20 protein-coding genes and 1 pseudogene are annotated in these 21914 nt (G+C 71.9%); 10 read left to right on the top strand and 11 right to left on the bottom strand.

Annotation, left to right across the window (positions count from 1 at the left end):
* Window positions 1–23: 23 nt before the first annotated feature.
* The 3 genes from H293_RS0117895 to H293_RS0117885 all read right to left on the bottom strand — a co-directional run bounded on the left by H293_RS0117895 (window position 24) and on the right by H293_RS0117885 (window position 2627).
* Window positions 24–662, bottom strand: a complete 639-nt coding sequence (locus H293_RS0117895) for a GOLPH3/VPS74 family protein (RefSeq protein ID WP_020119236.1) — start codon at window positions 660–662, stop codon at window positions 24–26.
* A gap of 106 nt (window positions 663–768) precedes the next feature.
* Window positions 769–1428 carry a response regulator gene (locus tag H293_RS0117890; protein ID WP_020119235.1) on the bottom strand — a complete coding sequence of 220 codons (660 nt, stop codon included), beginning with the start codon at window positions 1426–1428 and terminating at the stop codon, window positions 769–771.
* Entirely contained in the window at window positions 1425–2627 is a 1203-nt protein-coding gene (locus H293_RS0117885) for a sensor histidine kinase (RefSeq protein WP_028807945.1), read from the bottom strand. The genes H293_RS0117890 and H293_RS0117885 overlap by 4 nt, the downstream gene beginning before the upstream one ends.
* Before the next feature lie 129 nt (window positions 2628–2756).
* Between H293_RS0117885 and H293_RS0117880 the strand changes: the two genes are divergently transcribed.
* A complete protein-coding gene (locus H293_RS0117880; protein ID WP_020119233.1) occupies window positions 2757–3962 on the top strand; it encodes a cytochrome P450 in 1206 nt (401 codons plus the stop codon).
* 342 nt (window positions 3963–4304) lie between these two features.
* Here the strand turns inward: H293_RS0117880 and H293_RS0117875 are convergent, their stop codons facing one another.
* The 3 genes and pseudogenes from H293_RS0117875 to H293_RS52745 all read right to left on the bottom strand — a co-directional run bounded on the left by H293_RS0117875 (window position 4305) and on the right by H293_RS52745 (window position 7043).
* Complete coding sequence (locus H293_RS0117875) at window positions 4305–4544, bottom strand: hypothetical protein (protein WP_028807944.1); 240 nt, start codon at window positions 4542–4544, stop codon at window positions 4305–4307.
* A gap of 33 nt (window positions 4545–4577) precedes the next feature.
* Complete coding sequence (locus tag H293_RS0117870; RefSeq protein WP_020119231.1) at window positions 4578–6146, bottom strand: ABC transporter permease; 1569 nt, start codon at window positions 6144–6146, stop codon at window positions 4578–4580.
* Window positions 6143–7043: pseudogene (locus tag H293_RS52745) on the bottom strand (ABC transporter ATP-binding protein). Before H293_RS52745 ends, H293_RS0117870 begins: the two are co-directional and overlap by 4 nt.
* A gap of 73 nt (window positions 7044–7116) precedes the next feature.
* Between H293_RS52745 and H293_RS0117855 the strand changes: the two are divergent.
* Window positions 7117–7608 carry a GbsR/MarR family transcriptional regulator gene (locus H293_RS0117855; protein ID WP_028807943.1) on the top strand — a complete coding sequence of 164 codons (492 nt, stop codon included), beginning with the start codon at window positions 7117–7119 and terminating at the stop codon, window positions 7606–7608.
* A gap of 34 nt (window positions 7609–7642) precedes the next feature.
* Here H293_RS0117855 and H293_RS0117850 read toward each other — a convergent pair whose 3' ends face one another.
* Window positions 7643–9151 (bottom strand): APC family permease, encoded by a 1509-nt coding sequence (locus H293_RS0117850; RefSeq protein ID WP_020119227.1) that lies wholly within the window; start codon window positions 9149–9151, stop codon window positions 7643–7645.
* 149 nt (window positions 9152–9300) lie between these two features.
* Here H293_RS0117850 and H293_RS0117845 point away from each other — a divergent pair, with 149 nt between their 5' ends.
* The 5 genes from H293_RS0117845 (at window position 9301) to H293_RS0117825 (ending at window position 15133) form a co-directional block, all read left to right on the top strand.
* Window positions 9301–10689 carry an ethanolamine ammonia-lyase subunit EutB gene (locus H293_RS0117845; RefSeq protein ID WP_020119226.1) on the top strand — a complete coding sequence of 463 codons (1389 nt, stop codon included), beginning with the start codon at window positions 9301–9303 and terminating at the stop codon, window positions 10687–10689.
* Window positions 10686–11435 carry an ethanolamine ammonia-lyase subunit EutC gene (eutC, locus tag H293_RS0117840; RefSeq protein ID WP_020119225.1) on the top strand — a complete coding sequence of 250 codons (750 nt, stop codon included), beginning with the start codon at window positions 10686–10688 and terminating at the stop codon, window positions 11433–11435. The genes H293_RS0117845 and eutC overlap by 4 nt, the downstream gene beginning before the upstream one ends.
* A 167-nt stretch (window positions 11436–11602) precedes the next feature.
* Window positions 11603–11836 carry a hypothetical protein gene (locus H293_RS0117835; protein WP_020119224.1) on the top strand — a complete coding sequence of 78 codons (234 nt, stop codon included), beginning with the start codon at window positions 11603–11605 and terminating at the stop codon, window positions 11834–11836.
* The gene (locus tag H293_RS0117830) at window positions 11833–12585 is read left to right on the top strand and encodes an ABC transporter ATP-binding protein (RefSeq protein WP_020119223.1); all 753 of its coding nucleotides are present in this window, start codon (window positions 11833–11835) and stop codon (window positions 12583–12585) included. The genes H293_RS0117835 and H293_RS0117830 overlap by 4 nt, the downstream gene beginning before the upstream one ends.
* Window positions 12586–12592: 7 nt before the next feature.
* Window positions 12593–15133, top strand: coding sequence for an FtsX-like permease family protein (locus H293_RS0117825; RefSeq protein WP_020119222.1), 2541 nt, complete (start codon window positions 12593–12595; stop codon window positions 15131–15133).
* A 63-nt stretch (window positions 15134–15196) separates the two neighbouring features.
* On the opposite strand, the gene H293_RS0117820 is transcribed toward H293_RS0117825, so the two are convergent.
* The gene (locus H293_RS0117820) at window positions 15197–16045 is read right to left on the bottom strand and encodes a hypothetical protein (RefSeq protein WP_020119221.1); all 849 of its coding nucleotides are present in this window, start codon (window positions 16043–16045) and stop codon (window positions 15197–15199) included.
* A 189-nt stretch (window positions 16046–16234) separates the two neighbouring features.
* Between H293_RS0117820 and H293_RS0117815 the strand changes: the two genes are divergently transcribed.
* Both H293_RS0117815 and H293_RS0117810 read left to right on the top strand, forming a co-directional pair.
* On the top strand, window positions 16235–17518 hold the full coding sequence (locus tag H293_RS0117815; RefSeq protein WP_028807942.1) for an adenylosuccinate synthase: 1284 nt from the start codon (window positions 16235–16237) through the stop codon (window positions 17516–17518).
* Between the two features lie 146 nt (window positions 17519–17664).
* Window positions 17665–19473, top strand: coding sequence for a bifunctional metallophosphatase/5'-nucleotidase (locus H293_RS0117810; protein WP_020119219.1), 1809 nt, complete (start codon window positions 17665–17667; stop codon window positions 19471–19473).
* Between the two features lie 33 nt (window positions 19474–19506).
* Here the strand turns inward: H293_RS0117810 and H293_RS0117805 are convergent, their stop codons facing one another.
* From H293_RS0117805 to H293_RS0117795, 3 genes are read right to left on the bottom strand one after another with little or no spacing between them, the layout of a single operon-like run.
* A complete protein-coding gene (locus H293_RS0117805; protein ID WP_020119218.1) occupies window positions 19507–19878 on the bottom strand; it encodes a peptidase inhibitor family I36 protein in 372 nt (123 codons plus the stop codon).
* Window positions 19875–20387 carry a hypothetical protein gene (locus H293_RS0117800; RefSeq protein ID WP_020119217.1) on the bottom strand — a complete coding sequence of 171 codons (513 nt, stop codon included), beginning with the start codon at window positions 20385–20387 and terminating at the stop codon, window positions 19875–19877. The genes H293_RS0117805 and H293_RS0117800 overlap by 4 nt, the downstream gene beginning before the upstream one ends.
* 7 nt (window positions 20388–20394) lie before the next feature.
* Entirely contained in the window at window positions 20395–20760 is a 366-nt protein-coding gene (locus H293_RS0117795; protein ID WP_020119216.1) for a hypothetical protein, read from the bottom strand.
* Between the two features lie 121 nt (window positions 20761–20881).
* Between H293_RS0117795 and H293_RS0117790 the strand changes: the two genes are divergently transcribed.
* Window positions 20882–21784 carry a sigma-70 family RNA polymerase sigma factor gene (locus H293_RS0117790; protein WP_020119215.1) on the top strand — a complete coding sequence of 301 codons (903 nt, stop codon included), beginning with the start codon at window positions 20882–20884 and terminating at the stop codon, window positions 21782–21784.
* The last annotated feature ends 130 nt before the right edge of the window (window positions 21785–21914 follow it).

Genomic DNA, 21914 nt, shown 5'->3' with positions numbered 1-21914 from the left:
ACTCCCCGTTCGCGCGGACGCGGTCAGCCGCCGCCCATCCCGCCCTGGGCGGCGATCATGGTCGTGCTCAGACCCCGAACGGCCCTCTCCAGGCCGGGTGCGAGGGCACCCAGGCGGCTCGTGCAGGCGTCGACGCGCTGCCGCAGCACTCGGGCCTCCCGCCGCGAGAGGACCGACCGGACCTTGCCGGCCGCGGCCAGCGCCGACAGGGCGGTGTCGGCGGCGGGGATCTCGTGGACGGGTGCGTCGCCGTGCAGCACGGCCGACACACGGTCGTGCACCGCCCGGAGCGCGGCCGGGTCCGGCACGGTCACACGCCGTCCGCCCCGGCCGGTCCGGGACGACTGGACCGTGACGAGGCCCAGCGCGGCCAGCCGGTCCTCCACGGCCGTCAGGGTCCGCCGGCGACGACGCCGGACCAGTTGTTTCCAGCCCTGCCCGCGGGCCTCGCGCAGCACGTCGTCCAGCACGGGATCCCCCGTCGATCCCGTCCCGGCCGCCGTGACCCCGCCGTCACCGCTCTCCACCAGACGCCCGCGCAGCGCGAGTTCGGTCAGGACGGCCGCCCGGACGAGCAGCCCGGTCCGGGAGCGGTCGTACGGACCTTTCGCCGCCTCGTCGTAGGCGAGCAGGTACATGCGGTGGTGGAGCGCCTCGGTCATACCCACGACGCTACGGGCGGGCGTCCCGCCGCTGATCGGCCTCAGGAACGGATCCGCTCTGGGAGCGCAGGAGGAGCGGCGCGGTTTCTCCTCCCCAGGGAGGACATCAGGCGCCCCGCGGCCGGACGAGGCCGTGATCGTACGCGGCGACCACCGCCTGCACCCGGTCCCGCAGGCCCAGCTTCCGCAGCACCGCGGTGAGGTGGTTCTTGACGGTGGCCTCCGACAGGCCCAGCCGTGCGGCGATCTCGGCGTTCGACAGCGCCTGCCCGATCAGGGTGAGCACCTCCCGCTCCCGGCCGGACAGCTTCTCCAGGCCAGGCGGCGGCTCCAGGTCGGGCGCGGTGCGCAGGAACCGGTCGAGGACCCGGCGGGTCACCGAGGGGGCCAGCAGCGCGTCCCCGCGTGCCGTCAGGCGGATCGCGTCCACGAGTTCGGCGGGCCGGATGTCCTTCAGCAGAAACCCGCTGGCCCCGGCCCGCAGCGCCGCCACCACGTGCGCGTCCAGGTCCCAGGTGGTCAGCACGAGCACACGGGCCGTGCTGCCGTCGGCGACGATCCGCCGGGTCGCCTCGATGCCGTCCAGGACGGGCATCCGTACGTCCATCAGCACCACGTCCGGCCGGGTCTCCAGGGTCAGCCGCACGGCCTCCCGGCCGTCGGACGCCTCGCCGACCACCTCCAGGTCGTCCCGGGCGTCGATGATCATCCGGAAGCCGGTACGCACCAGGGCCTGGTCGTCGGCCACCACCACGCGAAGGGTCATGACGCGTACTCCGTCGGCAGCTCGGCCTCCACCACGAACCCGCCCCCGGGCGCGGGACCGGCGCGCAGGCTCCCGCCGAGCATCCGGACCCGTTCCCGCATGCCCACCAGACCGCGCCCCGCGCCCGCACCTGCGGACCGACCCGGGGGCGTACGGCCGTTGTCGGCCACGGTGATCCGGATCCGCTCCCCGTCGGCCGTCACCGTCAGGCGCACCTCGTCGGCGCCGCCGGCGTGCCGCAACGTGTTGGTCAGGGACTCCTGGACGATCCGGTACGCCGCCAGATCGACCGCCGCCGGCAGGCCGTCCGGGACGCCCGAGCGGTCGAGGCACACCGTCACGCCCGCCGCGCGCACCGCCTCGGCCAGTTCGTCCAGCCGGGCCAGACCCGGCCGCAGGGTCCGTTCCTCCCCGCCCGGATCTCCGTCCGGATCTCCCTCCGGATCTCCGTCCCGGTCCCCGTCCTCGGGCCGGAACGCCCGCAGCAGCAGCCGCAGTTCGTCCAGGGCCGACCGCCCCGCGCTCTCGATCGCCCGCAAGGACTGACGGGCCTGCTCGGGACGAGCGGTGAAGACGTCGTCGGCGGCGCCCGCCTGAATCACCATCACCGACAGCGTGTGGGCCACCACGTCGTGCACCTCCCGCGCGATACGCGCGCGCTCCTCCGCCACCGCCCGCCGCGTCTCCGCCGCGGCCCGGGCCCGCTGCGCCCCGCGCCACTGTCCCGCGGTCCACGCCAGGAGCACGGCGAGCAGGAACGCCGACACGACGCCCGGTCCGCCGACGACGAACGCGAGCGGCGCCAGAGCGCACATCCCCGCCAGTGCCGTCACCGACACCCGCCTCGGCCGTGCGGCCGACAGCACGCACAGGGCGACCTGCGCCGCCAGCAGCGCCCCGGTCAACGTCACCGCGGGAAACAGCGCCCACACCGCCACACCCGTGACCACGCCCGTGCCCAGCACGGCGAGCGGGTGGCGCAGCACCCACCGCAGGGCGCAGACCTGCACGACGACCAGGACCAGGGCCACGGCCAGGCGCCCGCCCGTGCCGGCGCCGACGGCGATCACCGACGTGCCGAGCACTCCGAGCACCAGGACGGCCGACCCGCCCCACAGCGCCCGGACCGTCCGCGCCGACGGGACGCCCCTCGCCTCGCCCTCGGACACCTCGCCCGGCCATGCCGTATCCCGACTCACAACCGGACCCTACCCAGCGGCCGGCCCCGCCTCCCGCGCCGCCGGTCCCCGCGAGAGTGTCGGGCCCGCCACCGGAGCGGACGGCGTCACCCCTGGTCAGAGGCGGGGTTTCCGGGCTAGCGTCCGTCCATGGCAGCCTTCGACCCCTGGGACCCGGCGTTTCTCGCCGACCCGTACCCCGCCTACGCCGGGCTCCGCGCCCACGGCCGTGTGCAGTACTACGAGCCCACGAACCAGTGGCTCGTCCCGCACCACGCGGACGTCTCCGCGCTGCTCAGGGACCGCAGGCTCGGGCGGACCTACCAGCACCGGTTCACCCACGAGGACTTCGGGCGTACGGCACCCCCGGCGAAGCACGAGCCGTTCCACACCCTCAACGACCACGGGATGCTCGACCTGGAGCCCCCGGACCACACCAGGATCCGGCGTCTGGTGTCGAAGGCGTTCACTCCGCGCACGGTCGAGCAGCTGAAGCCGTACGTGACCCGGCTGGCCGGTGAGCTGGTGGACCGGCTCGTCGCGCGGGGCGGCGGTGATCTGCTCACCGATGTCGCCGAGCCGCTGCCCGTCGCCGTGATCGCCGAGATGCTGGGCATCCCGGAGACGGACCGGGCGCCGCTCAGGCCCTGGTCGGCGGACATCTGCGGGATGTACGAGCTGAACCCGCCCGAGGACGTGGCGGCGCGGGCGGTGCGGGCGTCGGTCGAGTTCTCCGACTACCTCCGCGACCTGATCGCCGAGCGCCGCAAGGAGCCCGGGGACGACCTGATCTCGGGGCTCATCGCCGCGCACGACGAGGGCGACCGGCTCACCGAGCAGGAGATGATCTCCACCTGCGTCCTGCTGCTCAACGCGGGCCACGAGGCCACCGTGAACGCCACGGTCAACGGCTGGAACGCCCTGTTCCGCAACCCCGGCCAGCTGGCCGCCCTCCGCGCCGACCACTCCCTCGTCCCGGGAGCCGTCGAGGAGCTGATGCGCTACGACACCCCGCTCCAGCTCTTCGAACGCTGGGTGCTGGACGACATCGAGATCGACGGGACGACCGTCCCGCGGGGCGCCGAGATCGCCCTGCTGTTCGGCTCCGCCAACCACGACCCCGAGGTGTTCCGGGACCCCGAGCGCCTCGACCTCACCCGCACGGACAACCCGCACATCTCCTTCAGCGCCGGCATCCACTACTGCATCGGCGCGCCCCTGGCCCGTATCGAACTGGCCGCCTCCATGACGGCCGTACTGGAGAGGGCCCCGACGCTGGCCCTGGCGGCGGAGCCGGAACGCAAGCCGAACTTCGTGATCCGGGGGCTGGAGGGACTGGCCGTCGAGGTGAGGTGATCACTCGTTCTGCTGATCACAGGGCGAACAGGCGCGCGGTTCGCCCGGAGCTCGCCACCCTGGCCACAGCCCGAGAGGGGGGTGCACCATGACCGCTATGGCAGAGCGCGCAGTGCAGTCGTCCCAGATGTCGGTGGAGGAGCGCGAGGCCTGATCTGGACCTGTACCAGGGGCAGGGTCTGAGGGGCGAGAAGTGAATGGGCTGATCCGAGCGGTGTGCTCCTGGTGCTTGAGGTCACATCGCACGACTCCGACACCGAGGCTCCTGCTCCCCGAGCCCCTTGGCATCGAACTCGACACCGAGAAGCTCAAGCAGTACGTCGACTGACGCCCGCGTCCCGTCTAGTTCCGGAAGGCGCGGATCAGCAGGGTGAGGGTCAGTACGGGCAGGAACGCTCCCGCGAGGATCACCAAGGGGAGTTCTGTGAGCAGGACCGAGTAGTCCATGCCCTCGTCCTCGAAGCCGCCGCCCAGGTGGCGCTGGGTGCGGGACATGGACAGCCACAGCAGCGGGGCAGCGGTCGCCCCCGCCGCCGACAGTGCGCAGCCCCCGCAGGTCACTCCGTCAACACGCCGTTTCATGCCTGAAGGGACGTGCGTTCCCCGGTCAGCGGTTCAGGTCGTGACATCCCGTCGCCGCAGTCCCGCCAGGCCCGCCGTCACCAGCGCCACCGCGAGCGCGAGCAGGACCAGCACCGGCGTCCACTCCATGTTCCCGCCCGGCAGCTTCGGCAGGTGGCCGAAGGGGGAGAGGTCGAGGACGCCCTGCGGGACGTCGAGTGCCGGGCCCACCCAGCCGATCAGGAGCACCGCCCCGGCGACTCCCCAGGCCGACGGCGCCAGGCGCGGTGCCAGCCCGTACAGCAGGACCGTCAGCCCGCCGATCACCCACACCGCGGTCACCTGCACCAGGCACGCGCCCAGGATCGGGCCGGCGTCCTTGCCGTGGCCCACGACGAGGCCGAGACCCGCGAGCAGCATGAGGAGTGCCGAGCCGCCGAAGGCGATCACCAGATGGCCCGAGGCCCACCGCAGCTGGCCCACCGCGTTCGCCAGCAGCGGTTCCGCCCGCGTCGACGTCTCCTCGCCGTGCAGCCGCAGCACCGACGCGACGACGTACAGCACGGCCACCAGTCCCAGCATCCCGGTGATCGAGGCGAGGAACGCGTCCGTGATCCCGGACTGTCCGCCCATCCGCTCGAAGATCTCGCGGGTCTTGTCGTTGTCGCCTACCAGGTCGGCCACGCTGTCCGTCAGACCCCCGTAGATCACCCCGGCCAGGAAGAAGCCGATCGACCAGCCGAGCACACTGCCCCGCTGGAGCCGCCAGGCCAGCGCGCCCGCAGTGCCCAGGCGGCCGTCGGAGGGTCCCGGGCGGGTCGGCACGAAGCTCATGCCCAGGTCCCTGTGGCCCGCCAGGACGTAGGCCAGCGCACCCTGGCCGGCGATCGCCGCCGCGAACAGCAGCAGCACCCACCAGCGTTCCCCGGCGAAGGGGCGCACCTGCGACAGCCAGCCCAGCGGCGACAGCCAGGACAGCACCGAGGAACCGTCGGTGGAGCCCGAGTCCCCGGCCGCCCGCAGCGCGAAGGCGGCACCCAGTACCGCCGCGGTCAGGCCCCGCGCCAGCCGGGCGCTCTCGGTCAGCTGCGCGGCGATCGCGGCCATCGTCGCGAAGAGCATGCCGACGGCGGCAAGGCCCAGGCCGAAGGCCAGCGCGCCCGCGACGCCCTGGCCCGCCAGCCCCACCGTCACCAGCAGGGCCGGCACACCGCTCGCCACGGCCGCCGCCAGCAGTGCCGCCGTCAGCGAGGCCCGCCGGCCCACCACCCCCGAGGCGATCAGCTCCTGCCGCCCGCTCTCCTCCTCGTCGCGGGTGTGGCGTACGACGACCAGGAGGCCCGTGACGGCGGCGAGCGCCCCCGCGTAGACGCCGACGCGCCAGGCGGTGAGGGCGCCGAGGGAGTCGTCGAAGACGGGGCCGATCAGCGCGCGCAAGGAGGAGTTGCCTGCCACCTGGCGCAGCAGGTCGGCGCGCTCGGCCTCGGTGCCGTACAGGCCCTTGAGGGTGTTCGGCATGGAGAGGACCATCAGGGTGTTCACCGCCCCCCACACCGGGATCATCAGCCGGTCGCGGCGCAGGTGGAAGCGGAGCAGTACGCCGGTGCCGACGAGGGAGGTCATGACGCCGCCGCCTCCTCGTCCTGGTAGTGGCGCAGGAACAGTTCCTCCAGCGTGGGCGGTGTCGAGGTCAGCGAGCGCACGCCCGACTCGCTCAACTGCCGTAGCAACGCGTCGAGTTGTTCGGTGTCCACCTGTAGTCGCACCCGGTGGCCCTGGATGTCGAGATCGTGGACGCCGGGCAGGTGCGCCAACCCGTTGGGCGGGCCCGCGAGTTCGGCCGTGACGCTGGTCCGGGTGAGGTGGCGCAGCTCGGCCAGCGAACCCGACTCCACCGTGCGGCCGCGCCGGATGATGCTGACCCGGTCGCAGAGTTCCTCGACCTCGCTCAGGATGTGCGAGGACAGCAGGACGGTGCGGCCGCGCTGCCGCTCCTCCCTCCACGCAGCGCTGGAAGACCGCCTCCATCAGCGGGTCCAGGCCCGAGGTCGGCTCGTCCAGGATCAGCAGGTCCACGTCCGAGGCGAACGCGGCGACCAGGGCGACCTTCTGGCGGTTTCCCTTCGAGTAGGTGCGGCCCTTCTTGGTGGGGTCCAGCTCGAAGCGCTCGATCAGCTCGGCACGCCTGCCGGGGTCGAGACCGCCGCGCAGCCGGCCGTAGAGGTCGATGACCTCGCCGCCGGAGAGGTTGCGCCACAGGGTCACGTCCCCGGGGACGTAGGCGATGCGGCGGTGCACCTCGACCGCGTCCGCCCACGGGTCGCGGCCCAGCACCTGCGTGGCGCCGGAGTCGGCGCGCAGCAGGCCGAGCAGGACACGGATGGCGGTGGACTTGCCGGCGCCGTTGGGTCCTAGGAAACCGTGCACCTCGCCGGTCTCGACGTCCAGGTCGAGTCCGTCGAGCGCGTGGGTCCTGCCGAACGACTTGTGCAGTCCGGAGACGGTGATGGCCTTCGTCATGCTTCAGAACGTACGCTTCTTTCAGAAATTTGTGAAGTTAAGGAAGCGTATGAAGCCCCGTAGGGTGGTGACCATGACGGATGTTTGGGGACGAGACCCGGACGCGGTCTCGAAGTTCGTGGAGGGCTTCGCGGCCCAGCTCGTCGAGGCCGGGATGCAGCGCATGCCGGCCAGGGTCTTCGCGGCTCTCCTGTCCTCGGACGAGGGTTCCATGACCTCGGCCGAACTGGGGGAGCAGCTGCGGATCAGCCCGGCCGCGGTCTCCGGGGCGGTGCGCTATCTCGCCCAGACGCACATGGTCTCCCGGGAGCGCGAGCCCGGTTCCCGCCGGGAGCGCTACCGGGTGCACGGCGACCAGTGGTACGAGGCCCTGACCAACCGTGAGGCCGTCATCAAGCGGTGGGAGGGCGCGCTGCGCGAGGGGGTGAGCAGTCTCGGCGCCGAGACCCCGGCGGGTCGCCGCATGGCCGAGACGCTCGCCTTCTTCGAGTTCGTCGAGAGCGAGGTCGCGGCCATGATGGAGCGCTGGCGGGAGCACCGCCGACAGCTGTTCGGCGACCAGTAGTGCCGACAGCTGTTCGGCGACCAATGGCCAGGAGTCAGCGCTCCTTGGTCTCCTCCAGGACCGTCCGCCCCAGCAGCAGATACCGCTCCGGAGCGCGGCGCTTCAGGTACTGGGCGTACGCGATGCCCAGGGCGGCCACGGCCGCCACCAGCCACGGTGTGGCCTTCAGTACCAGGGAGCCGGACTCCGAGCCGGCCGCCGCGCTCATGTTGGAGACCAGCAGAGCGACCACCGCGAGCATCGCGACACCGCCGACCAGCGGGGCCGTGAGGGTGCGGAACCAGTGGCGGGTCTCGGGGTGGTGGGTGCGGAAGTAGGCCAGCACCGCGAAGGAGCACACGGCCTGCACGATCAGGATCGCCATGGTGCCGAGGATGGCGAGCAGGACGTACGTGCCGCTGTACGGGTCCTTGCCGGCCGCCCAGAACGCCACCAGGAGTACGACCGTCACGACCGTCTGCGCCAGGCCCGCGACGTGCGGTGAGCCGTGCCGGGGGTGGGTGCGGCCGACCGTGTTCTTCAGGGCGGGAAGGGCGCCCTCGCGGCCCAGCGCGTACATGTAGCGGGCGGCGCAGTTGTGGAAGGCCATGCCGCAGGCCAGCGAGCCGGTGATCATCAGCCACTGCATGACGTCGACCGCCCAGTGGCCGACGTACCGCTCGGTGGGGCCGAAGAAGAGCCCGAAGGGGTTGTCCGTGGCGACCTTGACGGCGTCCGCCTCGCCGGTGCCGGAGATGGCCATCCAGGAGACGAGGACGTAGAAGACGCCGACGCCGAGGACGGAGATCATCGTCGCCTTGGGGATGATCTTCTTCGGGTTGCGGGACTCCTCGCCGTACATCGCCGTCGACTCGAAGCCGACCCACGACCAGAAGGCGAAGAAGAGGCCGAGGCCGGCGGACGTGCCCTTGAAGGCGTTGACCGGATTGACCGGGTCGAGGCTGAAGCCGTCCGGGCCGCCGCCGTGGAAGGCGACGGAGACCGCCATCGCGGCGAGAACCGTCACCTCGGTGGCGAGCAGGACCACGAGCAGCTTCTCGGCGACCGAGACACCGAACCAGGTGCCCATCGCGTTGACGGCGAGCATCAGGGCCGCGAACGCCCACCAGGGGATGTGCACCCCGGTCTGGTCCTTCAGCGTCCCCGTCGCGAACGACGAGAAGATGCCGATGAGCGCCGGCTCGAAGACGACGTACGCGAAGGTGGCGAGCAGTCCCGACGCGAGGCCGGCGGTGCGCCCGAGGCCGTAGGAGATGAAGCCGTAGAAGGCGCCCGTCGAGGTGATGTGCTTCGCCATCGAGGTGAAACCGACGGAAAAGATTGCCAGGACGACCATTGCGACGAGATAGCTCGCGGGGGCGCCGATGCCGTTGCCCGCGGAGACCATGAAGGGCACGTTGCCCGTCATCGCGGTGATCGGGGCGGCGGTCGCCACGGCCATGAAGACCACGCCGAGCAGGCCGATGGCGTTGGGTTTCAGCCGGTGGACCGTGCCGTCGCCGTCCGTCTTCGCCGCGGGGGCGACTCCCTCGTCCACTGCCATCGGGTGGCCCCTCTCCTTGTCCGTCCACTACGTGTCGAACCGGAACTCTGTAGACCGAATAAGTCGAGCAAGGGTCTCGGGGCGTTAAATGTTTGTCAACCATACCTTTAGAAATCTGACCGCAACACGCGGCTCGTAGCGTCGTCGCCATGAGCTATACGTCCGTTCTCGGCGGTCGACACCACCGCTTCGACACTCTCGCCCGTCTGCTCGCCGCCGCGAGTCCCGAACGCTCGGGCGACCGGCTGGCGGGACTCGCGGCCGCGTCCGAAAGGGAGCGGGTGGCCGCCCGCTGGGCGCTGGCGGACGTGCCGCTCGCTCAGTTCCTGGCCGAGCCGCTGATCCCGTACGAGAGCGACGACGTGACCCGGGTGATCCTCGACACGCACGACACGGCCGCCTTCGCGCCGGTGGCGGGGCTGACGGTGGGCGAGTTCCGGGAGTGGCTGCTGTCTCCCGGAGCCGACGCGGCGGCACTGGCCGCCCTCGCGCCCGGACTCACGCCCGAGATGGTCGCCGCGGTCTCCAAGCTGATGGGCAACGCGGACCTGGTCGCGGTGGCCCGCAAGGTGCGCGTGGTCACCGCGTTCCGCTCGACGATCGGGCTGCCGGGACGGCTGGCGACCCGGCTCCAGCCCAACCATCCGACCGACGATCCGGCGGGCGTGGCGGCGGCCCTCCTCGACGGACTGCTGCTCGGCTCCGGCGACGCGGTGATCGGCATCAACCCGGCGACCGACAGCCCCAAGGCCGTACGGGACCTGCTGGAACTGCTCGACGGGGTGATCCAGCGGTACGCGATCCCCACCCAGTCCTGTGTGCTGTGCCATGTCACGACCAGCGTGGACCTGATGTCCCGGGGAGCACCGGTGGACCTGGTCTTCCAGTCGATCGCCGGGACACAGGCGGCCAACGCGTCCTTCGGGGTGACGCTGGGTCTGCTCGACGAGGCGTACGAGGCCGCCCTCGCCCTGCAGCGGGGCACGGTCGGCCGCAACGTCATGTACTTCGAGACCGGGCAGGGCAGCGCCCTGTCGGCGGGCGCGCACCACGGGGTGGACCAGCAGACGGTGGAGGCCCGGGCGTACGCGGTGGCGCGGCGCTACGACCCGCTGCTCGTGAACACCGTCGTCGGCTTCATCGGCCCGGAGTACCTCTACGACGGCCGGCAGATCCTGCGCGCCGCCCTGGAGGACCACTTCTGCGGCAAGCTCCTCGGCCTGCCGATGGGGCTGGACATCTGCTACACCAACCACGCCGACGCGGACGACGACGACATCGCCACGATGCTCACGATGCTCGGCGTGGCCGGCGCGTCCTTCGTGATCTGCACACCGGGCGGCGACGACATCATGCTCAACTACCAGTCAGCCTCGTACCACGACGCGTTGTACCTCCGGGAGGTCCTGGGGCTGCGCCCGGCACCGGAGTTCGAGGCGTGGCTGGAGTCGATCGGGCTGCTGGACGACCGGGGGGCGATCAGGGACGCGGTGGGCGGACATCCGCTGACCGCCATCGGAAGGGAGCTCGCGGCATGAGCCAGATCACTCCGGGCGACAGCGAGTTGTGGTCGTCCCTGCGTCGCCACACGCAGGCCCGTATCGGGCTGGGCCGCTCCGGCTCCGCACTGCCCACCCGGCACCGGCTCGAACTCCAGGCCGCGCACGCGGCGGCCCGGGACGCGGTGCACTCGCCGTTCGACCCGGACGCGGTGGTGGCGGGGCTGGCGGGGATGCCGACGGTACGGGTCCGTAGTGCGGCTCCCGATCGGCTGACGTATCTCCAGCGGCCGGATCTGGGGCGCCGACTGCATGCCATCGACCGGGCGCATCTGCCGGTGGGGGAGTGGGACGTGGTCTTCGTCGTCGCCGACGGGCTGTCCAGCCGGGCGGTGCACGAGCATGCGGCGGCCGTCGTACGGCGGACGACGGAGCGGCTGCCGTCGTGGGCCGTCGCTCCTGTCGTCCTCGCCGAGCAGGCTCGCGTGGCGCTGGGTGACGACATCGCCTCCGCGATGGGGGCGGTCATGGTGGTGATGCTGGTCGGGGAACGTCCCGGGATGTCGGCGGCGGACTCGCTGGGGGCGTACCTGACGCACCGGCCGGTGCCGGGGGTGACGACCGACGCCGACCGCAACTGCCTGTCCAACATCCGGCCGCCGATGGGGCTCTCCTACGAGGGGGCGGCGGCAAAACTGGCGGGGCTGATGGGGCGGGCGCGGGAACTGGAGGCCACGGGGGTGGCCCTGAAGGACGAGTCGGACGCGGTGGTTCCGCCGACGTAGGGCATAGCGGGTTCTTCGCGCGCAGGGCGCCCGACGACAGCCGGGAGGTACAGCCTGCTGTACCTCGAACCGGGCGGACTGCGGGATCGGTCGAGGGGGGTCCTGATTCATAGCGTCGGTGAGGTGACGGCAGGAGCCGCACACCAGGCGCGAGTTGAGGAAGAGCCATGACGCACACGAACCCCTGCCGGCTGACCGAACCGCCCGCCGACGGCCCGAGCGGTGTCTCCCGCGGGGACGTCCTGCGTTCCGTGCTGTGGGCGGTGGTGGTGGTCAGCACCGTCGCCAACATGGCCGCCTCCTTCGGCGGAGCCCGCACCTGGGTGCACCTGCTGTGCGGCGCCGTCACTGTGCTCTGTGCCGGCACCCTGGTCGTGCGCAACCTGCGGGGACACAAGTGAGCGCCCCCGTCGCGCCGCTCACCGCGCGGCAGACGCCCGCCATCGCGCTGGCGCGGGTCAGCAAGACGTACGCGGGTGGAGTGCGGGCCCTGGACGACGTGTCGCTCAGCGTGCGGCGCGGCACCTTCCTCGCCGTCATGGGGCCCTCCGGCTCCGGCAAGAGCACCCTGATGCACTGCGCCGCCGGGCTCGACTCCCCGACCACGGGCAGCATCCGTATCGACGGCCACGAGATCGCCGGACTCAACGAGACCCGACGCACCGAACTGCGCCGCGAGCGCGTCGGTTTCGTCTTCCAGGCCTACAACCTGATCCCGTCCCTCAGCATCGAGGACAACATCACGCTGCCGCTGCGCCTCGCGGGCCGCCGTCCCGACGCCGACTGGCTGGGCACCCTCGTCGAGCGGGTCGGTCTGGCCGACCGGCTCAGCCACCGCCCGGCCGAGCTTTCCGGCGGCCAGCAGCAACGGGCAGCCGTCGTAAGGGCGTTGGCGGCCCGTCCGGCTGTCGTGTTCGCGGACGAGCCGACCGGCGCGCTCGACCTGCGCAGCGCCCACCAGGTCCTCGATCTGCTGCGCGCCCTCGTCGACGACCTGGGTCAGACGGTCGTGATGGTCACCCACGACCCCGCCGCCGCGGCCCAGGCCCACCGCACCCTCGTCATGGCCGACGGCTGCGTGGTCGACGCCCTGGACGCGCCCACCGCGCCCGAACTCGCCGACCGGCTCGTCGCGTTGGCGGAGAGGTAGAGAGACCATGTTCCCTCTCGCGGTACGCATGGCCGCCCACCGGATCACCGCACTGCTGGCCGTGGCCTGCGCGGTCCTCGGCGGCGCCACGCTCATCACGGCCACCGGTGTCCTCGCCGAGTCCGGCCTGCGCTCCCACCTGCCGCCCGGCCGCCTCGCCGGCGCGGACGTCGTGGTGGCGGCCGACCAGGAGTTCCACCCGAGCGGCGACCTGCCCATCGCCCTGCCCGAGCGCGCCCCGGTCCCGGCCCGGCTCACGGACCGGCTGGCCGGGCTGCCCGGCGTCACCGCCGCGGTCGGCGCCGTCGACTTCCCGGCTGCTCTCGTCGCCGCCCACGGCCGCGTCGTACCGGCCGGTGACGACCCCGGGACGGCGGGCCACGGCTGGTCCTCGACGAAGCTGCTGGCCGCGCCGCACATCGAGGGCCGTGCCCCGGCCGGTTCCGGCGAGATCGCCGTCGACACCGCCACCGCGGCGGCGGCCGGGATCGAGGCGGGCGACCGGGTCGAGGTCGTCGCGGACGGCCGCCCCGCCAAGCCGTACCGTGTCTCCGCCGTGGTGGGCACACCGGGCGCGGGCGTCTTCTTCGCCGACGCCACCGCCGTACGGCTCGCCGGCCGGGGCGGCGACGGTCCGCGCGCCGGCACCGTCGACCTGATCGGCCTGAAAACCGCGCCCGGTGCCGCCGGCCGGGTCACCGAGGCGGTTCGCGAGCGGGTGGCCGGTACCGGCCTGAAGGTCGTCACGGGAGGGGAGCGGGGCAACGCCGTCTCGCCCGGCGTGGGCGCGGCCCGCTCGCTGCTCGTGCTCCTGTCCGGTTCGCTCGCCGGGATCGTGCTGCTCATCACCGGGTTCGTCACGGCGGGCGCGCTGGGCGTGGCGGTCGCCGGGCAGCGCCGCGACCTGGCGCTGATGCGGGCGGTGGGCGCGACGCCGAGGCAGATACGGCGACTGGCCGCCGCGCAGTCGTCCGTCGTGGCGGGCGTGGCCCTGGTCCCCGGCGTGGCGCTCGGCTACCTGCTCGCGGGCCGGTTCCACGACGTACTGGCGCACCGAGGCGTCCTGCCCACCGAGCTCCCCCTGACCATCGGCCCGTTGCCCGCCCTCGCCACCTTGGTGCTGACCGCCGCCTCCGTGCAGCTGTCCGCCCGGGCCGCGTCCTGGCGTACCTCGCGGATGCCGGCCACCGAGGCGGTCGCCGAGTCACGCAGCGAACCGCGCACGCCGTCCCGCGCGCGCACCCGCACCGGCCTGCTGCTCTTCGTCGCCGCGAGCACCATGTCGGTCGTCCCGCTGTTCTCGCGCACCGTCGTCGGAGCCTCGGCAACCTCCCTCGCGGGCATTGTCGGCGCGATCGGCCTGGCCCTCGCCGGGCCCGCCCTCATCAAGGCGCTGGGCAGCGCGGCGGCCCGGCGCACGCGTACCGGTGTCTCCGCGCCGACCTGGCTCGCGATGGCCAACCTCCGCGCCTACGCCCAGCGCAACGCCGGGATCGTCAGCCCTCTCGCCATGGCGGTCGTCTTCGTCCTGACCTACACCTTCGCCCAGACCACCGTCATGGCCGCCACCTCCCACGACACGGACACCGGCACGCTCGCCCCGTACCGGCTCACCGCGCCGGCGTTGGGCGGTCTGCCCGAGGGCACGCTCACCGCCGTACGGAACACGCCGGGCGTACGGGCGGCCGCGCCGGTCACCACGACCACGGCCGTGTGGCAGTACGAGCAGTTCGGCGAGCCCGACACCGAGTCCGCGTCCGCGATGATCCTCACGCCGGACGCGACGGACGTCCTCGATCTCGGCGTACGGGACGGCGGCCTCGACGGGCTCACCGGCGCGACCGTGGCCGTGAGCAGTGACGCAGCCCGCACCCGCGGAGCCGGGACCGGGAGCCGGGTGCACCTGGTCCTCGGCGACGGGACGCCGGTCGTCGCCCGGGTCGTCGCCGTCTACTCCCGGGGCCTGGGCTTCGGCCCGATCGTCCTCTCCCGCGACCTGGCGGCCGGTCATACGACGACGGACCTGGCCCAGAGCGTGCTGGCGCGCACCGACGGCACGGCCGATGCCGGACACCGGCTCGCGGCGCTGGCCACGGCACATCCCGGCCTGACCCTGACCACCACGCGGGCCGCGCCCGGCGGAAGCGACACCCCGCCCGAGGTGTGGATCAACCTGGTCGTGATCGTGGTGCTGCTCGCGTACCTGCTGCTGAGCATCGCGAACAAGCTGGTCGCGGCGACCGCCCAGCGCCGCACGGAACTCGCGGCCCTGCGTCTGGGCGGCACCACGCCCCGCCAGATCCGCTCGATGATGCGCCGCGAGGCCGCGGTCATCGCCGCCGCCGCGCTCGCCGGAGGCCTGCTGCTGTCCGCGCTGCCGCTGGCGCTGCTGGGCCAGGGCTTCCTCGGCCGGCCCTGGCCCGCGGGGCCGGTGTGGCTCCTGCCGGCCGCCGCGCTCACGGTCATGGTCACGGCGTTCCTCACCGTCGAACTCCCCACCCGCCGCGCGCTGCGCATGCCGCCGGCGGAGGTGATCCGCGTGCACTGAGTTCAGCGTCCGCGATGCACCGACCGGCGCTGGAAAGCGGTGCGGTGCCTCTGGACCCAACACTCACCGCCCCGGCAACACCAACCCCAACGCCCCCTCCTGCACCATCCACGTCCGTCTCCGTACCGGTCCCGCCACGCCCGTGTCGGCCCGGTACCGGAAATCCGCCCCGGTGACGGTCACTGTCCTGCCGGTGGCCAGCAGGGGGGAGGCCTCCGCCCCCACCGACAGCGGGCGTACCTCCACCGAGGCCAGGCCGCCGCCGGAGCCCGGGGTCACCGAGACCGCCTCCAGGGGCTGGTCCAGATCCACCAGGGTCACCCCGTCGACCTCCACCCGCAGCCGCGAGGGCCCGGCGACGGCGAGCGCGGTCTCCCGGGCGGGACGGGCCGGCACCAGGGTCCGTACGAGGGACTGGCAGGTCCGCAGCCAGGGCCGCGCGGCCTCCACCGGCTCCTCCCGGGCGGCCGGCGCGGGAATCCGCAGCGCTCCGAGGACCACCCCGTCGCTGTCGTCCACCAGCATGTCCAGCCGCCGCTCGGCCCCGTCCAGGACCGCCCGCGCGGCCGCCACCGCCCCCAGGGGCACCCCCAGCGCGTGGGCGACGCCCAGGACCGGGCCCACCGGCACCACCGACAGCACGCATTCGGCCAGCTCCCGCTGCCGGTGCAGCAGTACCACCGCCCGCATCAGCGCCCGGTCGTCACCGACCACCACCGGCCGCCGCGAGCCGCGCCGGGCCAGTGCCCGGGCGAACTCCTCGGGCCCGTCCGGCAGACACACCTTCGTCGCCGCACCCGCGCTGAGCACGTCTTTCACGATCCGTACGGACTCGCCGTCCGTCTGCCGGGCGACCGGGTCGATCACCACCAGCAGCTGATCGGACGTCGCGGAAGTCGCCACCTCGGCCATGCCTCGCTTCCTCGGGTAGCATCTTTGTGCAAGAGCCCCTTGCGCTATTGCGCCAGGGGCTTCGTCTATTCCGGGGCATCCGGGTCCTACGGGCAGCGGCCGACGACGGCCGTGGTGCACGCGACGGAGTGAACCGTACGCGTACGCCCCCGACCTTGGACATGCCCCGCCCGGAAGGGGTGTACGCGCGTGCCCGCACTTGTGCTGCTCGGTGCTCAGTGGGGTGACGAAGGCAAGGGAAAGGCAACCGACCTGCTCGGTGGCTCGGTGGACTATGTGGTGCGCTACCAGGGCGGCAACAACGCCGGCCATACGGTAGTCGTGGGCGATCAGAAGTACGCCCTCCACCTCCTCCCTTCCGGAATCCTGTCTCCGGGGTGCACCCCGGTCATCGGCAACGGTGTCGTCGTCGATCCTTCGGTCCTGTTCTCCGAGCTGAACGGACTGAACGACCGCGGCGTCGACACCTCCAAGCTCCTGATCAGTGGTAACGCCCACGTCATCACGCCGTACAACGTCACCGTGGACAAGGTGACGGAACGCTTCCTCGGAAAGCGCAAGATCGGCACCACGGGCCGCGGCATCGGACCGACCTACGCGGACAAGATCAACCGCGTGGGCATCCGGATCCAGGACCTGTACGACGAGTCGATCCTGACCCAGAAGGTCGAGGCGGCCCTCGACGGCAAGAACCAGCTCCTGACCAAGGTCTTCAACCGCCGGGCCATCGAGGTGGGCCAGGTCGTCGAGGAACTGCTGAGCTACGCGGACCGGCTCAAGCCCTACGTCGCCGACACGGTCCTGGTGCTCAACCAGGCCCTGGAGCAGGACAAGGTCGTCCTGTTCGAGGGCGGCCAGGGCACCCTCCTGGACATCGACCACGGCACGTACCCCTTCGTCACCTCGTCGAACCCGACCGCGGGCGGCGCCTGCACCGGCGCCGGCGTGGGCCCGACGAAGATCAGCCGGGTCATCGGCATCCTCAAGGCGTACACGACCCGCGTCGGCTCGGGCCCGTTCCCGACCGAGCTGTTCGACGAGGACGGCGAGGCGCTGCGCCGCATCGGCGGTGAGCGCGGAGTCACCACCGGCCGTGACCGTCGCTGCGGCTGGTTCGACGCGGTGATCGCCCGGTACGCCACCCGCGTCAACGGTCTCACCGACTTCTTCCTCACCAAGCTCGACGTGCTCACCGGCTGGGAGCAGATCCCGGTCTGTGTCGCGTACGAGATCGACGGAGAGCGCGTCGAGGAACTCCCGTACTCCCAGACCGACTTCCACCACGCGAAGCCCGTCTACGAGTACCTGCCTGGCTGGAGCGAGGACATCACCAAGGCGAAGTCCTTCTCCGACCTCCCGAAGAACGCCCAGGACTACGTGAAGGCGCTGGAGGAGATGTCCGGCGCCCCGATCTCCGCGATCGGCGTGGGCCCGGGCCGGGACGAGACGATCGAGATCAACTCGTTCCTGTAAAACCCTTTTGTTCGTCAGCCGTCGGGCCGGTCGAGGACTTCCTTGACCGGCCCATGGCCTTTTCCTGGTTCCCGGACGCACGGGTGTGAGACCAGCATCTACGCGTGTAGTGCCGTCTCTCCCGCCCCTTGCCCCCAGGAGCCTCCATGCCCGTCAGTCCCCTCAACCGCCGGGACTTCGTGAAGAAGTCGGCCGTCACCGGGGCGGCCGTGGCCGTCGCGGGGTCGGCGGGAGCCCCCGCCGCCGAGGCCGCCGAGCACAAGCCCGCGAAGAAGAACCGCACCTGGTCGTTCTCCGTGCTCGGCACCACCGACCTGCACAGCCACGTCTTCGACTGGGACTACTACCTCGACAAGGCGTACTCCGACAGCAAGGGCAACTCCGTCGGCGTGGCCCGGGTCGCCACCCTCATCAAGCAGCAGCGTGCGGCGAAGGGCGAGGAGCACGTCCTGCTCGTCGACGCCGGCGACATCATCCAGGGCACCTCCCTCGCCTACTACTTCGCGCGCGTGCAGCCCATCACCGACAAGGGCGCGCCCAAGCACCCGATGGCCGTCGCCATGAACCACATGCGCTACGACGCCGCCGCCCTCGGCAACCACGAGTTCAACTACGGCATCGAGGTGCTCAGGAAGTTCGAGAGCCAGTGCCGCTTCCCGCTGCTGGGCGCCAACGCGCTCGACGCGAAGACGCTGCGGCCCGCCTTCCAGCCGTACACCGTGAAGCGCATCTGCGTACCGGGCGCGCCCGACATCAAGGTCGGCATCCTCGGCCTCACCAACCCGGGCATCGCCCTGTGGGACAAGGACAACGTCAGCGGGAAGATGGTCTTCCCCGGCCTGGTCGAGCAGGCGAAGAAGTACGTGCCCCGGCTGCGCGCCCTCGGCTGTGACGTCGTCTTCCTGACCGACCACTCCGGGCTCGACGGCTCCTCGTCCTACGGCGACGAGCTGCCCTACGTCGAGAACGCCTCCAACCTCGTCGCCCAGCAGGTCCCCGGCATCGACGCGATCCTCGTCGGCCACACCCACGTCGAAGTGCCGTCGTACACGGTGAAGAACGAGGAGACCGGCGAGGACGTGCTGCTCTCCGAGCCGTACTGCTGGGGCTACCGGCTCAGCGTCTTCGACTTCGAGCTGGAGCTCGTGCGCGGCCAGTGGAAGGTCACCAAGAAGACCGCGCAGACCCTCAACCCCAACACGGTCGACGAGGACCCGGAGATCAGGAAGCTCCTGGAGGCCGACCACGAGCTGGTCGTGAAGTACGTCAACACGGCCGTCGGCACCTGCACCGAGGACCTCTCCGCGGCGGACTCCTGCTGGAAGGACGTCCCCATCATGGACTTCATCCACCAGGTCCAGATGGACACCGTCAAGGCGGGCCTGTCGGCCTCCGACGCGGCCCTCCCGCTGATCTCGGTCGCCGCGCCCTTCTCCCGCACCGCCGACATCCCCGCGGGCAGCGTCACCATCAAGGACATCGCCGGGCTCTACATCTACGACAACACCCTCTACGGCAAGAAACTCACCGGCGCCCAGCTCAAGGACTACCTGGAGTACGCGGCGAAGTACTACCACCAGGTGCCGGCGGGCACGGCCGTGGACACCGCGACCCTGACCAACGCCAACAACTTCTGGGACTACATGTACGACACCGCCGCGGGCGTCTCGTACGACATCGACATCGCCGCGGCCGAAGGCGCCCGCATCAAGAACCTGAGCTACAACGGGACGTCGGTCGCCGACGACCAGGTCTTCGTCGTCGCCGTCAACAACTACCGGGCCAACGGCGGCTCCGGCTACCCGCACATCGCGGCCGCCGACATCGCCTACAGCTCCACCAACGAGATCCGCCAGCTGATGATCGACTACGTGACCTCGAAGGGATCGCTGGACCCGAAGGACTTCGCGGTCACCAACTGGCGGTTGACGCAGGGCGGGACGCCGGTCTTCTGACCGGGGTCCCACCCCGCTCGGGCGGCCGGCGTCTCAGCAGCCGGTCGCCCAGATGTGGGAGTCGCCGCGGTCGTTGGCCACGCCGTTGTAGCCGGCCTCCTGACCGGGTGCGAGACAGATGGTCATGGGGCCGAGCTGGTTGGCGGAGGCGTACACCTTGACGTAGTCCTTGATGCCGGGGCCCGAGATGCCGTGGTTGGCCCAGGAGGAGTCCTGGTCGGCGATGTTGCCCTCCCACCAACCGTCGTCGCCGGTCCATTCGATCTTCTGGCCCTGGTAGTTGGCGTCCGTCCACGCGCAGAAGTTCCCGCTGCCGCAGGCCGCCGCCTGGGCCGAGGCCGAGGTGGCGAGGACGACTCCGGTGGCGAGCAGTCCGGCGGACAGGACGGCGATGAAGCGCTTCACTGGTTTCCCTTCGGGTGGGTGGTGCCGCCGCCCTCCAGCAGGGCGGTCGCTGTGGTGAGGGCATGGGCGCGCAGCCGCCGCCACTCCGCGATCTCCGCGCGGTGCGCGGCCCGGACCTCGGAGAGCGGGCGGCCGGTCCTGTCGGCCTCGGGCCTGAGGTTGTTGACGACGACCGAGCTGCGGAACCAGCGGTCCTGGTCGCCGTAGAGCCGCCGTTGCGCCGCCGCGAGGCAGCCGTCGGTGTGGGTGCGGACCACGTAGCCGGTGGGCAGCCGGAGCGACAGCTCCGCCCGGCCGGTGCCGAACAGGGCGTTGGACACGCGCTGTCGGCCCGACTTCGGGGTGAGGCCCTGCCGGGTCAGACAGTCGTCGGTGAGTGCGCGGGTGGCCGCCTTGATCACGTCGTCGGCCGGGGGCGCCGGGTGGGTGGCCCCCGCCGTGCAGGCGGATCCGGTGAGGAGGGTCAGGAGAGTGAGGACGGCCAGGGCCGTCGCCGTACGGGCACGCATGAGCGGGTCAGCCGGCCTGGCAGCCCATGGTGGTGTCGCTGACGCCGTCGAACTTCGTGGCCCAGCCCCAGTTGTCGGAGTAGTCGTCCGGCCGGATCGCCCGGTACACACAGGCGCCGCCGCCCTGGAAGCTGATCGCGTACACGGTCACCGGCGCGTGGGAGTCGAAGGAGTACGCGTGCCGCTTCACCCGCGGCTCCGCCTCCTTGTACCCCGGTGGCGCGTAGTCCCAGGCGCCGCCGGGCCCCATCTGCCCCGGCTCGGCCCAGAAGTAGACATGCCCCGGCGGTACGGCAGCGGCGGCGTGGGCGGGCGGCGCGGCGAGGGGAATCAGGGCGGCGAGCAGCACGGAGGTGATCAAGGCAGGGCGCATGCGCGCTGCATGCCCAGCCCTTTATGGGCGTATGCGGGCATTCACCCGTTCAGTGGATCATCATCGGCCGGTGCTCTAGGGTGCGTCGAAGGTGTTCAGGGGGAACCGGGGGAGGGGCGCCGTGTCCGAACGCGACTGGATGGCCGCGCAGTTCGAGGAGCACCGGCCGCGGCTCAGGGCCGTCGCCCACCGCATGCTGGGCTCGCTCGGCGAGGCCGACGACGCCCTCCAGGACGCCTGGCTGCGCGTCGACCGCGCGGACACGTCCGGTGTGGAGAATCCGGGCGGGTGGCTGACCACGGTCGTCGCCCGGGTCTGCCTCAACCTGCTGCGGGCACGGGAGGCCCGCCGCGAGGAGGAGCTGTCGGCCGACCGGATCCCGGCGTCCGCGGCACGTGTCACGGACCCCGAGGAGGAGGCCCTCCTCGCCGACTCCGTGGGCCTCGCCCTGCTGATCGTCCTCGACACGCTCGCGCCCGCCGAGCGGCTCGCGTTCGTGCTGCACGACATGTTCCAGGTGCCGTTCGACGAGATCGCCCCGCTGATCGACAAGACCCCGGCGGCCACCCGGCAGTTGGCCAGCCGGGCCCGCCGCCGGGTCAAGGGAGCCCCCGCACCGGCCGCGCCCACCGCGGACGCCTCGCGGCGCCACCGGGTCGTGCACGCCTACCTCGCCGCCACCCGCGGCGGTGACTTCGACGCCCTGCTCGCCCTGCTCCACCCGGACGTGGTCCTGCACGCCGACCGTGCCGTCGTACCGACCCCCGAGCCCGTCCTCGTCCGCGGCGCCCGCCCGGTGGCGGAGGGCGCGATGGCCTCCCTGGGCCGCGCCCGCTCCGCCGCTCTCGTCCTCGTCGACGGCGAGGTCGGCATGGCGATGCTGGAGGAGGGCCGGCTGCGCGTGCTGCTCCGGTTCACCTTCGACGGCGACCTCATCCGGGAGATCGACGTGGTGGCGGAGCCGGATCGGTTGCGGAAGATGGAAGTGGCGGTGGTGGAGGGGTTGGCAGCTGCTGGGGTTTGACTGAGTGCGAGTGTGTTCTGGCGTGTGTGGGTGGACGCGGAGGGTCCTGCGGATGTTTGGGAGGCGTTGCCCCGGAAGGGGAATTGGAGTTCGTGCATCGAATGGGTGACCTTTCCGGGTGGGGCTCGTT

It is taken from the genome of Streptomyces canus 299MFChir4.1, from assembly GCF_000383615.1.
Classification (GTDB): domain Bacteria; phylum Actinomycetota; class Actinomycetes; order Streptomycetales; family Streptomycetaceae; genus Streptomyces; species Streptomyces canus_C.
Note: the sequence above shows the minus strand (reverse complement) of the source record. Positions and strands in the feature narration are given on the sequence as shown.

Excerpts from the sequence above, each read along its gene's own strand:
- H293_RS0117895 (WP_020119236.1), bottom strand. The coding sequence starts at position 662 with ATGACCGAGGCGCTCCACCACCGCATGTACCTGCTCGCCTACGACGAG.
- H293_RS0117890 (WP_020119235.1), bottom strand. The coding sequence starts at position 1,428 with ATGACCCTTCGCGTGGTGGTGGCCGACGACCAGGCCCTGGTGCGTACC.
- H293_RS0117880 (WP_020119233.1), top strand. The coding sequence starts at position 2,757 with ATGGCAGCCTTCGACCCCTGGGACCCGGCGTTTCTCGCCGACCCGTAC.
- H293_RS0117875 (WP_028807944.1), bottom strand. The coding sequence starts at position 4,544 with ATGAAACGGCGTGTTGACGGAGTGACCTGCGGGGGCTGCGCACTGTCG.
- H293_RS0117870 (WP_020119231.1), bottom strand. The coding sequence starts at position 6,146 with ATGACCTCCCTCGTCGGCACCGGCGTACTGCTCCGCTTCCACCTGCGC.
- H293_RS0117855 (WP_028807943.1), top strand. The coding sequence starts at position 7,117 with ATGACGGATGTTTGGGGACGAGACCCGGACGCGGTCTCGAAGTTCGTG.
- H293_RS0117850 (WP_020119227.1), bottom strand. The coding sequence starts at position 9,151 with ATGGCAGTGGACGAGGGAGTCGCCCCCGCGGCGAAGACGGACGGCGAC.
- H293_RS0117845 (WP_020119226.1), top strand. The coding sequence starts at position 9,301 with ATGAGCTATACGTCCGTTCTCGGCGGTCGACACCACCGCTTCGACACT.
- eutC (WP_020119225.1), top strand. The coding sequence starts at position 10,686 with ATGAGCCAGATCACTCCGGGCGACAGCGAGTTGTGGTCGTCCCTGCGT.
- H293_RS0117835 (WP_020119224.1), top strand. The coding sequence starts at position 11,603 with ATGACGCACACGAACCCCTGCCGGCTGACCGAACCGCCCGCCGACGGC.
- H293_RS0117825 (WP_020119222.1), top strand. The coding sequence starts at position 12,593 with ATGTTCCCTCTCGCGGTACGCATGGCCGCCCACCGGATCACCGCACTG.
- H293_RS0117820 (WP_020119221.1), bottom strand. The coding sequence starts at position 16,045 with ATGGCCGAGGTGGCGACTTCCGCGACGTCCGATCAGCTGCTGGTGGTG.
- H293_RS0117810 (WP_020119219.1), top strand. The coding sequence starts at position 17,665 with ATGCCCGTCAGTCCCCTCAACCGCCGGGACTTCGTGAAGAAGTCGGCC.
- H293_RS0117800 (WP_020119217.1), bottom strand. The coding sequence starts at position 20,387 with ATGCGTGCCCGTACGGCGACGGCCCTGGCCGTCCTCACTCTCCTGACC.
- H293_RS0117795 (WP_020119216.1), bottom strand. The coding sequence starts at position 20,760 with ATGCGCCCTGCCTTGATCACCTCCGTGCTGCTCGCCGCCCTGATTCCC.